The organism is Bariatricus sp. TF06-38A, from assembly GCF_027690675.1.
Classification (GTDB): domain Bacteria; phylum Bacillota; class Clostridia; order Lachnospirales; family Lachnospiraceae; genus Allocoprococcus; species Allocoprococcus comes.
In genome coordinates this window covers 105,050-119,614 of sequence record NZ_JAQFCE010000006.1, presented here as the reverse complement: position 1 = coordinate 119,614, position 14,565 = coordinate 105,050, and the positions used below count along the sequence as shown (strand labels likewise).

Here is a 14,565-nt window from a genome sequence, read left to right as displayed (position 1 = left end):
AGTATAATGATAGTAAGAAATTTTTTGTAATGACCTTAATCCAATAAGTGATTTTGCAATTATCAAGTAAAGGATGTAATTATATGAAGAAAGTACTGTTGCTTTTCAGTGTGATTATTATACTCGGTTTAACAGGCTGCTCTAACAAATATTTCAATGACTGGTTTAGCTCTGAACAAAATGAAACGGATAAGATGTGTCAACAAATTATCGAGGCATGTAAGCAACAGGATTCAGAGAAACTCAAATCTCTATTTTCCGAAGAAAGCAAAAAGAACATTGAGAATTTAGACACTGAAATCTCTGCTTTTTTCGATTATATTGAGGGCAGTATCCAAAGTTTTGAGGGCGATTGTGCATCATCAAGTGAAAGCAACTATGGTAAAAGGAAAACGGAATTGGATGGTATGTATCTCATATTGACAGAGAAGGAACGGTATTGTATGAATTTTTATATGTATAGTGAGGATGATGAAAATGCCCAAAATGTGGGGATATATAAAATTGAAATTGCATTAGAGAGCGAAGTGGCTGAGGATAATTTTATATGGGATAATCCCCCAAACGGTATTTTTGTTGGAGGACAAAATTGATTTTTGTTATGAGAGAACATTAAAGTATAAATTTCGGATGGTATAAGAAAAACTGACTACAATTAAATCTTCACAGCTTTACTAAGCAAGAGATCCGAATGATATGCTCCCTTCATGATGACAGTTTGTTTTTTCACTGTCTCTCATAAAGGGAGCATATCAGAAAAGGTCTCCTGCTTTTTTTCCCAAAAACTGAATATGGAACTCTAAGGCACTTGCTGTTTTCGTTTTGAAAATGACAGGTGCTTTTGCTTTAGGGAGCAAGAAAATATCTTCCATTCTTTAGGTTGATGAAGTATAATGTAAGCAACAAACTTGAAGTTTAAGGGAATGATATTATGGATTTTGCTATATTTAGATTGTTTATAAGAGTTTCATTATTTGTTATAGCTTTAATTGCTTGCATTATCTATCTAATTAAAAAAAGAAAACTTATCTATTCGATATTTTTTGATAAAGAAGCGATAAAAAAAGAATATACTGGAAAAAATGATATAATATTTCTTCGATTGGCTAATACCATTCTTGTTATAGTAGCTATTCTTTTAATCTTATATTTGAAAGATTTTGTTTTAGATATGCCTTACATCATAAACAAACAGTATAGTTATGCAGAAGGATATGTAACTGAACAATCTCATGGTGGTGCAGATATATCTTCTGAAAGAAGAAGTATTTTTCTATATGATAAAGTTAAAGATGATGAAATCGAAATCACAGTATTTTCAAGGTATGTTGATAAAAATACTTATTTAAAGGTACAATATCTTCCGCATACGAAATATGGTGCTATTGTAGAAAATAAATAATTCATTCTAAAAAGAAAAATCCCAGTTGATATTTCACATATTTTAGGAAATTTAATAACTGTTATATTTAATTATCAAATTCTTCGCAAACCCTTGAAAATACTAAGTTTGTAGCAAGTGAGCTTTCCCTTACTCTTTCCCTTGTGTTATATTCTCACATTGGTTTTCATGAACCTTAATATGGGAAAAAATAAGGGAAAGAAAATTTCATAACACAGTATAACAATAACGACATGGTGAACTGATTGAAATGTTTTCGATATTTAACTCTATAACTGATTATTAAAAGAAAATGGAGATAAGATACGATGAGAACAATTTATGCAGAATACAACATAAATCACGATAGTATTGATGTTTACACAAGTGCCGGATATATGCTTCGCATTGATTGCTGGAAAGCTGAAAAAAATCTAAAAACCACATACGGATCAGAATGTGCGCTTACTTCATTGGCTGTGGATGAGCCTTTGGAATATGCAAGATTATATCTTGAGGGTAATTTACAGATGTGGGTAGATGCAGAAGACTCACTAGAGTTATAATCCTTATCCATATAAATAATATGCAAATATATATCCCATCAATATAGCGAATATACTGAAATAAAAGTATCTTTATAATCAATTTTAACCAAAAGAATATGTTCTTAGAGGAGGTGTCTCCCGAAAGAACATATTCTTCTATTATGGGTAATTATAAATATAGAACATGCTTTTCTTGTGCTACAATTTCTTCACTATGAGTTACAACAATAACTGTTTTTCCCTGTTCACTTAACTCATGCAATATATTCATAACAATCTCACTATTTTTTTTGTCTAAGGAACCAGTTGGTTCGTCTGCTAATACAATCGAACATTTCTTTAGCATTAAACGAGCTAACGCAACTCTCTGCTGTTCGCCACCAGATAATTGATAGACTTTTTTGTTAATTACTTTCTGTAAACCAACTTTTTCAAGAGCTTCATTTATTGAAATATCCGTTCTACCTGATTTTTTTATTATTTCTAGATTTTCTTTTACTGTTTTGTTTTCCAAAAGGGCAAAATTTTGAAATAAAAATCCAACAACTTCTTTGAAATATTTCTGCTTTTTTCCTTTTTTTGCCACATCAAAACCATTCACAATAATAGAACCTTTGTCAGGAGTTTCAATACCTCCAATCATATTAAGTAAAGTACTTTTTCCGCATCCACTTTCGCCACTAATTACCAAAAAACGGCTATCTGGAATTTCCAAATGAAAATTTTTGAACAAAATTTTATCATTATATGCTTTGCATAGATTTTCAATTGTTATCATAAGCAACCTCCTTTTAATGATTTCGGTATGTTTGTTTTTTCAACAATTGTGATATTAAAGAAAATAATTGTAAATTCTATTAGTGCCATAAATGAACTAACAAGAATGCTAATTCCTACTTCAGTCTGTACCGATAATAAAGAATAGATAAGCATACCTACTAATATCACAAAATTTTCCACTACAATCATTTTAAGAAGTGTTTTGTGCCGTTCAAATAAACTATATCCAAAGATTTTCATCAAGGAAATTTTCATTGCATTTTCTCGGAACTCTAGTCTACTTACTGTAACAATAATCATAATATTTAAAAGCAATACAATCGTACAAAGAGAACTTAAAAATCCCACGAGTTTTATTAAAAATGTGTGATTATATAAATACTGTTCATGTACGTTTGTAATTACTAGCTGATAATTTCCAAGCATATCTTCATACTTTTTGCTGATATTTCTTAGCTGTTTTTCATCACATTGAAATAAAACTGCTCCTGCTTTATAGCTTTCAAGATACCCACCATTGACTGCTAAATCTTTGTTTGCCTGATAAATAATTATCGGATTTTTGCTTTTTTCGATACCATTTATTCTACTTGTATCTAAATAGGAAAAGTATTCTGTTTCGCTATACTCTATGTACTGAATATTTAATTGTTGTAAATTATCATGATTTAAAACATGGCTCAAGGAGTCATAGGCTAATTGCTTGTTTTTAGCAAAATATCTATTCTTTGGAATGAAAATAATCAAATCAGAAGATTCATTCTCTACTGCATTTATCTGCTTCGTAAAACCTTGTAACATATCTTTTGCATGATTATTTACATATATCACATCATTTTTATCATTTAAAATATTCAAGCATATTACAGGCTTTAATGTGTTATATTCATTCTTGTATAGTTTATTCCAAAAAGCTTCTTCTTTTTCAGCATTAAAATCAGTAGTCTTTACGGTAAAATAATTTGCATCATAATATTCTTCTAACAAATGTTCATTTGTAAATAGGTTATTATGAATACTACTAATATTAGTGGTAATTGTAAAAACAGCGGCTACCCCTGCTATAAATTTTAACGAATAAATTAAAAAATCCACTCCTCTTTTGTGTGTTGCATTTGCGAATGCCTTTCTAATATCAAAAAAGCAAAAAGAACAATATGGAATAGTGGAAAGAATAATTCCAATGGAATATAAAATTGTGACGAGTCTATTCTCATATGCTCCCGATATATAATTTGACAGCAATATTTTTGCAACAATAAATAATGCAATGTCAAAAGTTACATCGAATAAAGCAGCCTTAAATGCTATGAAACCAGCACTTTCTCCTAAGGAAACTCGTACAACAACCTCTTTTTTTCGCCTAACCACTTCAATTACATTTAGAACAATCATCAATGCAATAATCATACCCCATATAATAAAAATCATGTCCTTTTCCGTAGAATTCCAATATTCTGGATAAGTTAAGCTATATTTTTCTGATAATTTCTGATATGCAGAGATAATATTGTCCTCATTTCCTATGTATGAGATAAAGTTTTCATAACCCACAGAGGTACTTTGCAATTCTGAGAGATTATGAAATTTTACTTTCGTAATTCCGGAAACTAAAGCGGTATATTCTGATTCTTCTATGTTTGCAGTATTTTTTAATGTTTGTCTGATTACTTTATCATCGCCATAAATATGAAGTGTTGAAAGGTATTTATTATTGATTTCATTGTACTGAGAAAAAATATGTACATCATTCTCCGTTGCAGTTTCTGATACATCTTTCAGAAACTGCGACATATCTTCACTAGCAACTTCATAGCGTGATGACGTAAAATATGCTGTAGAAAAGTTCCAAAGCTGATCTTGAAATATTTCAGATTGCATAAGTATTCCAAAAATCAGGAAACAAAACAAACATAAGTTTTTAATTGCTTTCATTTATTTCAACCCCAGATTCCATACTTTATTTGCTTTTTCAAATATCGTAGTCAATATTGTGCTATTTTCATCAACAATCCATTGATCTTCTTGATCTTCAGCTTTTTTGCTACTTGACAACATAATTTGAGTATTCAAATCCTTATAGTCATTAAATAGCACGCCTTGACTTATTCCTTGGTGAAATGGTTTTATCCAAATAATTAGTGCATATCGAACATCTGACTCAGCTATCGCAAGATTTCCATTCCAAAGCAAATAATCAGGGACAGACACACTATACTGGAATCCATCTTTATCTGTGTAAATTTTTACTCCAGATTCTTCTATTTCAGGGAAGTCTTTCTGAAATTCGTTATATGGTTTATAACTCCCGAAGTACCAAAATAAATTATAGCAACAGAACAAAATAACCAAAACAATTCCTATATATTTTATTTTTTTCTTCATTTATATACACTCCACAAAAAAGAGTGGTTGGAATTCCAACCACTCAGCCATTATCCCGAACCTTTGTTTAGTAGCTATTACCGTAGGTAATACTATTTCCTTTATGAGCAACCTCAATTTTAGACCAATTACCTTTACCAACATTTGAACCCGAAAAAGAACCATTTCCATTCTTGACATATGCGTAATGATCTTTAGTTGAATGATATGCGTGTGCATAATCTTCATTAATAGCAAGAGTATTATAACCATAAGTCAAAACACCTTTTCCGTCATCAGATGTAGTGCTCAATTCCCACTTTTTATCAAATGTCTTATTCCCGTTTGTAACAGAAAATGCCATTACTGGAATTGATGAAGAAATTAACATTGCACTAATAGCTACCCCTACAATCACTTTCTTTGCTCTCATAAGTTTTACCTCCTTTGATCTGCTGTATTTCTATTTATATTTTATCAAATATTTTGTATCAAGTCAATCAGTATCTTGACTTATATAGCGTCGAATTGTAAGATATATTCCTTGTAAAATTAACCAAAAGAACAACAGATTTATTGATAATGCTTTTTTAATTACTTCTCCAAAATAAATGATGACAGCCGCACTTGTCAGTATCATCAGTAGGGTAATAACATCCCAACAGTTTTTCTTATATAATTCTATAACCTTTATTTCTATCAGTATTGCCAGTATCCCTGTCCCTGCCACACATATTCCAACAACCAATATCATCAATAACCAATATATGATTCCGGCTATAATCTCATTTGGAATTTTTGTGCTGATTTGTGCCACAGATTGCCCGGCATCAATCGTCCAACCGATAAAAGTTTGTATGAATGATGCTGCATCATGGAAGAATGATTTGCAATCGGAAAGGAACACATCTGACTGTACTGCCTGAAAAAGAGTGGTTGTCAGCGAATACCATGCAAGAAGGAACAAGGTTGTTTGGAACATTACCGTTTTTGCTTTATATTGTCCTGCAAGTTGCTCTTTTTGTGTTTCGTATCTTGCTTTTGCATTCTGATAGGCTGTCCGGTCACAGGCTTCGCATTTTTTATAGAGTACCGGCTTTTCTACCGGTATCTCTACGATTTTCTGATGTGTCCGGGCATAATCCCGTTGTTGTGTTAAGCATCGTATTTTATCTTGACATTCCTCTATCGTGACGTTTGCGCTTCGCAGCTTCTCTTTCTCGCTCCGCAATGCTCTGTCTGCCAGCTTCAAGTCGTTCTTTAATGCTTGAATATTCCCGGCTCTGTTCTCTTTGTTTAATTTCTCGTTCAAGGTCAGAGATTCGTTGAGCTGCGTCTTCAGTTCCACGATAAGCTGGTCTTTCTGTTCCAACTCTTCTTGTATCTCCTCGGTCAAGAGCAGAAGTTCTTCCAACTGTTCGGCGTTCTTTAATTCTCTGGATTCGTTCATCTATATCACGTCCTTTCTCTACCTGCTGTTCCAGTTCAGCAATTCGGTGTTCTGTTTCAGTAATAAACTGTTTTCGCTGTTCAGCTTCTGTGCCAATATCTGCCATTGCTGATTTTCGTTTTCCAAAAGTTCTATCTTCGTTTTCTGTTCTTCCATCTTGGAAAGTAGTTCCTCGGTATTTGGCAAAATGTTGAGCAGCTCGGATAACTCGCTGTTTAATTTTTGCAATTTCTGATTCTGTTCCTGCATAAGAGAGAGTTGGGTGTCCCGGTTCTGCATTTCCAGAAGCATTTCTGCCATTAAGGTCTGCTGTTCTTCGATTTGCCCAATCATGGACTCCATTAAGGGTATAATTTCCCGGCTTTCTTCTAATGTCATTTAATCGCTCCTTCCATAATGATAATGCACCTGATACTTTCCCAAAGGTGTCCAGTATCTTTTGCAATAACGTGTTTTGTTGTTTTATGATTTGATTTTCCGCTACTTTCCACGAACCTTTTATTTCCTGCCCGGCAAGAAACTTTTGTTCAATCTTTCTTGCGTCAGCACCTTCATGGATGGTAGGAATCTGGAGTTTTCCCTGCTTTTCGTAAGAACGGTGATCGACCTGATTATGCAAAGGCAGATGTTCATTACACACCTTTGCCCACTCGCTCCGCCACAGTTCACAGTTTTTTGGATTGTTCCATCCCGTAGCATCGGTCAGTACCCGTTTCCATTGCAGGCGGTTTCTTGCACCAATCTTCTGGATTCCGTTTTCATCTAATACAGGGATACGGATTCCATGACGGTCAGGGTTTTTCTTATCCTGCCACCAGTTCGGATGGGATTCATCAATCACGATATTTCCGCTTTTATCTCTGACAAAATCCCAATCTTTGACTTCTTTCTTCCCCCAAGAATGATCCGGGTTAAAAGGGCGCATTGTCAGAAGCAGATGGACATGAGGATTGCCATCCCCTTTGTCGTGGATACTCCAATCAGCACACATTCCCTTATCCACAAATGTTTTTTTGATATAGTCGGCTGTATATTGAATCTGTTCCTGTCTGCTCCATTCTTTGGGGAGGGCAAATTCAAATGACCTGCCAAGTTGGGCATCTGCACTTTTTTCAATCTTCAATACCTCATTCCATAACCGTTGTTTCTGAAATGTGATTTTAAATTTTTCTAAAGCAGCTTCTTTATCTTCTGACCTTTTGTATCGGACAGATTTTTGAAAGCGTTTTATATTTTCTTCTGGTACTATCTGCCATTCAGGAGGTGCGTTTTCGCACATCATCAGACTGGTGTAGACCACTTCTTTTTTAGAAGTGTAATAACTGATTCGCCCGGTTTCCTCGTTTTTCATCACATCCCCATTGAGATATGCGGAAGCGGAGATAACAGATTTCCCTTTACTTCGTCCGACTATTTTGATTGTGTAATGAAAAATCGCCATGTCTGGATTCCCCCTTTCTGCACATCCGGCATAGATTTCCGGCAACATTGCTTTCAGTTTTAGAAAAAGCAGTATTGCCGGAACGCCCTCTGCGTAAGAGTGCCCTGCGCATAGCAGCCTGCATGGAATGCGCCCCTCTGGCGAAGAGTGCCTCCTGCGGCATGAGCAGGTCTGGCTGAAAGCCCCGCCGACGGAACGAGCCCGGCAAGCGTGAGCGAAGACCGGTTGCCACTTGTGGCAAACTTATTGGGACGACCTCTGGTTGTCCATAAGTGCGCCCTTCATGAAAAAGCAATGAAGGGAATGAAAAACTCATCCCCCCCCCGCCATTACACTTCCTCCATATCGGTATGTGTTTCTTTCTGCATTGCCTTTGAAAAAAATTTCCCATTGGCTTCCTGCTTTTTCAGAAAACCAATCAGCTTTGGGATGTCCTCTTCCTCGATAGGCGCACCGAGAACGGATTCCACCGCACCGCCAACCTGACAGAGCCTATGGGTTCGTTTTTTACTTTCTTCGGCTTTCTTTCGTTTCAGAAGTTCTTTCTTCTGTGCTGCATATCGTTTTGCTTTTTCAAGGCTTTCCTGTTCCTTCTTTTCCATTTCAAGCATTCGTTCTTCATAACTTTTTGTTGATTTTGCCATGATTACATTCCCCTTTCTTTTACAAACATAAGTTCTCGGTTGCGTATCAGAAGAAGCACATGGTATAATCTTCTTGCGTGTAGGTATATCATGGCTTCGGTCTGATAGAACCTTTGGCGGTTTCTTTGGAAGCCGCCTTTTTAATTTGCCGCAGTTCTTGTTACGGCTTTTACATTTCCTCTATCCCTCAAATCACGACCTTCATTCGCTTCCATAAACATTTCCAGAATATCGGTTTTAATCAGGACTTTGCGACCAACCTTTAATACTGGAAGTTTCTTCCATTCTACAAGCTGTCTTAAGGTGTTTCTGCCGATTCCCGTATAGTCAGCAGCTTCTTCGATGGATAATGCAATTTTTCTTTGCGTCATATAATCACCTCCTTATAAATTGCATTATGCAATTCCTGTGATGTAAGTATATCCTTTTCACATCTTTTTGTCAAGCGTTACGAAATGTTAAAAATAAATATTGCATTGCATATTGCAATTTCTGAAAAACAATGCTATAATTCATACATACCGAAAAAGGAGGCAGTCAGCATGAAAGATAAAGAATTACGCAAGCTGATAGGCAGCAGAATAAAACAGCGCCGTCTGGAATTGAATCTGACACAGCCTTATGTCGCAGAGAAGATGGGAGTTACCGCTTCTACAATCCTGCGTTATGAGAATGGTTCGATTGACAATACGAAAAAAATGGTGCTGGAAGGTCTTTCGGAAGCACTCCATGTATCTGTGGAATGGCTCAAAGGGGAAACAGATGAATATGAAACCGACATTACGGATAAGAGAGAATTACAGATTCGTGATGCGATGGGAGATATTCTGGAACAGTTACCGCTTGCCCTTACCAAAGAAGAAGATGCTTTTTCAAAAGATTTATTACTGCTGATGTTAAAACAATATGGTCTGTTTTTGGATTCCTTCCAGTTCGCCTGCAAAAACTTCAAGGGAAATGCTGGTCAGACGGATATTGCCAAAACAATAGGGTTTGAATCGAATGAGGAATATAATGAGATTATGTTCTTAAGGGAAATCACTCATACCATCAATGCTTTTAATGAGATGGCAGACATTGTAAGGCTCTATTCCAAGAAACCAAAAACAGCAGAACAAAGGCTTGCAAATCTTTTATCAGAAGTCTTATACGAAGATTCCGAATCGGTATAGTAAGACAACCGGAGTTATGATATACTTACACGCACGAAGCATTTCATCAGTTCCGATTGTCTAATATCGAAAGGAGACATACGATTATGGCAAAAGGATCTGTAAGAAAAAAAGGAAAGAAATGGTACTACCGCTTCTATGTAGAGGACGCAAGCGGCAATCTTGTTCAGAAAGAATGCGTTGGAACAGAAAGCAAAAGTGAAACTGAAAAACTGCTCCGTCAGGCAATGGATGATTATGAGAAAAAGAAATTTGTTGCCAAAGCGGATAATCTCACAGTCGGACAGCTTTTGGATGTGTGGGCAGAGGAGGAATTAAAAACAGGTACGCTCAGCAATGGTACGGTGGAGAATTACCTCGGAACAATCCGAAATATTAAGAAACACCCATTGGCAGAACGTAAACTGAAAAATGTAACCTCTGAACATTTGCAATCTTTCTTCGATTTGCTTTCCTTCGGGGGAGTTCATCCCGATGGAAAAGAGAGAAAGGGTTACAGCAAAGATTACATCCATTCTTTTTCCGCAGTCATGCAGCAATCATTCCGCTTTGCAGTATTTCCAAAGCAGTATATTACGTTCAATCCTATGCAGTATATTAAACTGCGGTATCAGACGGATGAAGTGGATTTGTTTTCTGATGAGGATATGGACGGAAATGTCCAACCAATTTCACGAGAAGATTATGAAAGACTGCTTGCTTATCTGCAAAAAAAGAACCCAGCCGCAATACTTCCAATCCAGATAGCCTATTATGCCGGGCTTCGTATTGGAGAAGCCTGTGGTTTGGCATGGCAGGACGTAAATCTGGAAGAACAATGCCTTACCATAAGACGCAGCATCCGATATGATGGCTCAAAGCGCAAATATATCATCGGACCAACCAAGCGGAAAAAAGTAAGGGTTGTTGATTTTGGAGATACACTGGTAGAGATTTTCCGTAATGCCCGGAAAGAGCAGTTAAAAAATCGAATGCAGTACGAAGAACTTTATCACACGAACTACTACAAAGAGGTCAAAGAGAAAAACAGAGTGTACTACGAATATTATTGTTTAGACAGAACAGAGGAAGTCCCGACAGATTATAAAGAAATTTCTTTCGTCTGTTTAAGACCGGATGGTTGTTTGGAACTTCCAACTACTTTGGGGACTGTTTGCAGAAAGGTGGCAAAAACATTAGAGGGATTTGAAGGCTTTCATTTCCACCAGTTACGTCACACCTATACAAGCAACCTTTTAGCAAATGGAGCTGCCCCAAAAGATGTGCAGGAATTGTTGGGACACTCAGATGTCAGTACCACAATGAACGTCTATGCTCACTCCACAAGAGATGCGAAACGAAAATCAGTTCGGCTTCTTGATAAAGTGGTGGGCAATGACTAAAAAATTTCCCTTATTTCCCTTGTGATTATCTCATAAGGGCAAAAATAAGGGAAACTACATATCATTTCACTAATGGACAGGCGGGAAAGCCTATAAAATGGGGAAAGTTAGAGGAATAATTATATAAATCCCAGTTTGTATAACTGGCAACCCAACCACAATTAAATCTTCACAGCTTTGCTAAGCAGGAAATCTGAAAAGGTCTCCTGCTTTTTTGCACCTAAAATTAAATATGGAACTTTAAGGCACTTGCTATTTTCGTTTTGAAAATGACAGGTGCTTTTTTCGTTTCAGGAAAGGAGTCACATGAATGTATTTGAAATTGTAAAAGAAAATGTTACTGCCCGACAAGCCGCAGAAGCCTATGGCTTGAAAGTGGGTCGCACAGGTATGGCGTGCTGTCCGTTTCACTCGGATATGTCCCCCAGTATGAAGCTGGATGAACGCTATTACTGTTTTGGCTGCGGAGCAACCGGAGACGCTGTTGATCTCACAGCGAAGCTATTCGGTATCGGGCTGAGGGAAGCTGCTGTCAAACTTGCTGAAGATTTTGGTCTTAACTATGACAGCCGACAAAAGCCCAGTGTCCGCCCTCGTATTCGTGAGCCGACACCGGAGCAGAAATATCAAAAAGAAGAAAATCATTGCTACAAGGTGCTGACGGATTATTTTCATCTTCTTAGAGAATGGGAAAAGAAATACGCTCCTAAACAGCCGGATGAGGAATGGAATCCTCTGTTTGCAGAAGCACTGTATAAGAAGAACTATATCGAATATCTGCTTGATATTCTTCTGTATGGTTCATTGGAGGAACGAAAAGCACTTGTGGCAGAACAGAGAAAGGAGGTGTTGAAACTTGAACAACGAATTGCAGAACTGTCAGCAGACAGAACCATGCACAGTAGAAGAAATCCGAAACAGCTTAGAGCAGAGCGAGAAAGGTAAGGTTTATAATACTGCCGCAAATTATAAGCGTGTTCTGCAATATGACCCACTTTTGAAAGGAGCTATCCGAAAAAATCTTCTGACCGAAAGAATCGACATTGTGAAGCCCCTCGGTTGGTATCGTGACAGCCCGACATTGACGGATGTGGATGTGAAATATCTGCTCCTATATTTTGAAGAAAACTATGGATTGACCGTAGAAAAGAAAATCATAGACGCAGTTGCGGTTATTGCCAACGAAAACCGTTACCACCCTGTCTGCGATTTTCTCAATGCCCTACACTGGGACGGAACGGAACGCATACGCTTCTGTCTGCACCGCTTTCTCGGTTCTGATACAGATGATTACACCTATGAAGCATTGAAGTTGTTTCTGTTGGGTGCTATCTCACGAGCCTTTAAGCCGGGGTGCAAATTTGAGGTAATGCTCTGTCTTGTAGGCGGTCAGGGAGCCGGAAAGTCCTCTTTCTTCCGTTTGCTTGCGGTCAATGATGATTGGTTCTCTGATGACTTGAAGAAGCTGGATGATGAAAATGTGTACCGCAAAATGCAGGGGCATTGGATTATTGAAATGTCGGAAATGATTGCAACCGCCAACGCTAAGAGCATTGAAGAAATCAAGTCCTTTCTGAGCCGCCAAAAGGAAACCTATAAGATACCCTATGAAACACATCCGGCAGACAGAAAACGACAATGTGTGTTTGGAGGTTCTTCCAATACCCTTGACTTTCTTCCCCTCGACCGAACAGGCAACCGCCGCTTCGTTCCGGTTATGGTCTATCCTGAAAGGGCTGAGGTTCATATTTTGGCAGATGAACAGGCTTCAAGAGAGTATATCAATCAGATGTGGGCAGAAGCTATGGAGATTTACAGAAGCGGAAATTTCCGTCTGAGATTCAGTCCGGCTATGAACGCTTATCTGAAAGCCCACCAAAAGGACTTTATGCCGGAGGACACAAAGGCAGGACAGATTTTAGACTATTTGGAACGCTATTCCGGCAGCATGGTCTGTTCCAAACAGCTTTATAAGGAAGCACTGGGGCATGATTATGACGAACCGAAACAATGGGAACTGCGAGAGATCAACGACATTATGAATAACGCTGTCACAGGCTGGAGGGCGTTCAGCAATCCTAGGTATTTTCCAGAGCCTTACCGCAGACAAAAAGGCTGGGAGCGTATCAGGAACGACAACGAGCCTGACAACAGCATGGATGGTTTTCAAGAAATCCCGACAGAGGAAATGGAACAGTTAGGGCTTCCGGAAGAATGGTTGAAGCAAAAATAAAAGCTCGTTGTCGCTTCGGTTGTCGAGCCGGTTGTCGGTCTGGTTGTCGGGCAAAAATCCCGAAAGCCTTGATATTGCGGCACTTTTCCCTCTCTGACAACCATGACAACCAATATTATAAAGAAAAAGGAAATAGTAAAAAGATAGTATCGCCCGATAAAGAAAAAAGGTTTTCTGATGTCCGTTGTCGGAACTTCGTTGTCAGACCTTTCCTTGTCGGGCTTTTTTCATTCAAGGAGGAATATCGTATGACAAATATTGTGAACAGTACACTACCCACCCCAAATAACCATTCGGAGAAAAACAAACCGGATGGAGTTTTTGTGATTAAGCAAGGCAAAACAAATTATAAAGTCAAAGTGTTTTTTGACCATAGTAGCGGTTTGACTGCTGAGGACAGATTGAAACGCATTATTCAGGCAGAAGCAGAGAGAGAATCTGCGTAAGTAATATAAAAAATATCCACGCACCCCCTTGACAAAAGCTTTCAGAAGATACCCTGCTTTCTGCGATGGAACGTGCAGGAAATGAAGAACTGACCGAAGATACGGAAAAGAAAGGACTTGGTACTCCGGCAACAAGGGCAGCCATCATTGAAAAACTGATTCAGTCTGGTTTTGTGAAAAGGGAAAAGAAAAATCTGGTGCCGACAGATGATGGCAATATACTGATTACGGTTCTGCCGGATGAGATTAAATCCCCGAAGATGACAGCAGAGTGGGAAATGGCATTGAATCACATTGCCCAGAATACAGAGACAGCAGATGAATTCCTAAATGGGATTACAGAGCTGATGCAGGAACTGGTTGCCAGATATCAGGGTATTTCAGAAGAAAAGAAAGGGCAGTTTCAGGGAAAGGCAAAAGGAGAAGTCATTGGCAAATGTCCCCGCTGTGGAGCTGATGTCAGGGAAGGAAAAGTAAACTTTTACTGTTCTGACCGGAACTGTGCTTTTACCTTGTGGAAGAATGATAAATTCCTTGCAAGCCAGGGGAAAAAGATGGATAAGGCGGCAGCAAAGAAGTTCCTGTCTAAAGGAAAAATCCATTATAAGGATCTGGTATCCAGAAAAACAGGGAGACAGTATGAAGCAACTGTGGAAATGGTTGATCCCGGCGAGGGGAATGTGCAGTTCAATCTGATTTTTCACAACGATAAGTAGTGTATTGC

17 protein-coding genes are annotated in these 14,565 nt (G+C 37.8%); 9 read left to right on the top strand and 8 right to left on the bottom strand.

Annotated features, from left to right (window positions below; translation table 11 throughout):
• Positions 1-83 precede the first annotated feature (83 nt).
• The 3 genes from PG418_RS07345 (at position 84) to PG418_RS07335 (ending at position 1,947) form a co-directional block, all read left to right on the top strand.
• On the top strand, positions 84-593 hold the full coding sequence (locus PG418_RS07345) for a DUF5104 domain-containing protein (RefSeq protein ID WP_024720781.1): 510 nt from the start codon (positions 84-86) through the stop codon (positions 591-593).
• 338 nt (positions 594-931) lie between these two features.
• Positions 932-1,402: a hypothetical protein gene (locus PG418_RS07340; protein ID WP_022616344.1), complete on the top strand. Its 471-nt coding sequence runs from the start codon at positions 932-934 to the stop codon at positions 1,400-1,402.
• Positions 1,403-1,710: 308 nt separating this feature from the next.
• Positions 1,711-1,947: a DUF6061 family protein gene (locus PG418_RS07335; protein WP_004843528.1), complete on the top strand. Its 237-nt coding sequence runs from the start codon at positions 1,711-1,713 to the stop codon at positions 1,945-1,947.
• Positions 1,948-2,098: 151 nt separating this feature from the next.
• Here the strand turns inward: PG418_RS07335 and PG418_RS07330 are convergent, their stop codons facing one another.
• The 8 genes from PG418_RS07330 to PG418_RS07295 form a co-directional block, all read right to left on the bottom strand.
• Entirely contained in the window at positions 2,099-2,707 is a 609-nt protein-coding gene (locus PG418_RS07330) for an ATP-binding cassette domain-containing protein (protein WP_005608342.1), read from the bottom strand.
• On the bottom strand, positions 2,704-4,644 hold the full coding sequence (locus PG418_RS07325) for a DUF1430 domain-containing protein (protein WP_005608344.1): 1,941 nt from the start codon (positions 4,642-4,644) through the stop codon (positions 2,704-2,706). Before PG418_RS07325 ends, PG418_RS07330 begins: the two co-directional genes overlap by 4 nt.
• Positions 4,645-5,094 (bottom strand): hypothetical protein, encoded by a 450-nt coding sequence (locus tag PG418_RS07320; RefSeq protein WP_004843525.1) that lies wholly within the window; start codon positions 5,092-5,094, stop codon positions 4,645-4,647. It abuts the gene before it with no gap.
• Between the two features lie 67 nt (positions 5,095-5,161).
• Entirely contained in the window at positions 5,162-5,506 is a 345-nt protein-coding gene (gene mdcF, locus PG418_RS07315; RefSeq protein WP_008402210.1) for a broad-spectrum bacteriocin mediterrocin MdcF, read from the bottom strand.
• A gap of 63 nt (positions 5,507-5,569) precedes the next feature.
• Positions 5,570-6,304 carry a DUF6040 family protein gene (locus tag PG418_RS07310; RefSeq protein WP_005608347.1) on the bottom strand — a complete coding sequence of 245 codons (735 nt, stop codon included), beginning with the start codon at positions 6,302-6,304 and terminating at the stop codon, positions 5,570-5,572.
• On the bottom strand, positions 6,243-7,964 hold the full coding sequence (locus PG418_RS07305) for a MobA/MobL family protein (protein WP_040893156.1): 1,722 nt from the start codon (positions 7,962-7,964) through the stop codon (positions 6,243-6,245). The genes PG418_RS07310 and PG418_RS07305 overlap by 62 nt, the downstream gene beginning before the upstream one ends.
• Before the next feature lie 329 nt (positions 7,965-8,293).
• Positions 8,294-8,608 carry a hypothetical protein gene (locus tag PG418_RS07300; RefSeq protein ID WP_005608351.1) on the bottom strand — a complete coding sequence of 105 codons (315 nt, stop codon included), beginning with the start codon at positions 8,606-8,608 and terminating at the stop codon, positions 8,294-8,296.
• Positions 8,609-8,748: 140 nt separating this feature from the next.
• Complete coding sequence (locus tag PG418_RS07295) at positions 8,749-8,979, bottom strand: helix-turn-helix domain-containing protein (protein WP_004843519.1); 231 nt, start codon at positions 8,977-8,979, stop codon at positions 8,749-8,751.
• A 171-nt stretch (positions 8,980-9,150) separates the two neighbouring features.
• Here PG418_RS07295 and PG418_RS07290 point away from each other — a divergent pair, with 171 nt between their 5' ends.
• From PG418_RS07290 to PG418_RS07265, 6 genes are all read left to right on the top strand, one after another.
• Positions 9,151-9,780, top strand: coding sequence for a helix-turn-helix domain-containing protein (locus tag PG418_RS07290; RefSeq protein WP_015529844.1), 630 nt, complete (start codon positions 9,151-9,153; stop codon positions 9,778-9,780).
• Between the two features lie 86 nt (positions 9,781-9,866).
• Positions 9,867-11,162, top strand: a complete 1,296-nt coding sequence (locus tag PG418_RS07285) for a tyrosine-type recombinase/integrase (protein WP_118093836.1) — start codon at positions 9,867-9,869, stop codon at positions 11,160-11,162.
• Positions 11,163-11,468: 306 nt separating this feature from the next.
• On the top strand, positions 11,469-12,107 hold the full coding sequence (locus tag PG418_RS07280; protein WP_117553179.1) for a CHC2 zinc finger domain-containing protein: 639 nt from the start codon (positions 11,469-11,471) through the stop codon (positions 12,105-12,107).
• Positions 12,019-13,395: a virulence-associated E family protein gene (locus PG418_RS07275; protein WP_117553180.1), complete on the top strand. Its 1,377-nt coding sequence runs from the start codon at positions 12,019-12,021 to the stop codon at positions 13,393-13,395. The genes PG418_RS07280 and PG418_RS07275 overlap by 89 nt, the downstream gene beginning before the upstream one ends.
• A gap of 248 nt (positions 13,396-13,643) precedes the next feature.
• A complete protein-coding gene (locus PG418_RS07270; protein ID WP_005335835.1) occupies positions 13,644-13,841 on the top strand; it encodes a TnpW family protein in 198 nt (65 codons plus the stop codon).
• Between the two features lie 65 nt (positions 13,842-13,906).
• On the top strand, positions 13,907-14,557 hold the full coding sequence (locus PG418_RS07265; protein WP_498837257.1) for a DNA topoisomerase: 651 nt from the start codon (positions 13,907-13,909) through the stop codon (positions 14,555-14,557).
• The last annotated feature ends 8 nt before the right edge of the window (positions 14,558-14,565 follow it).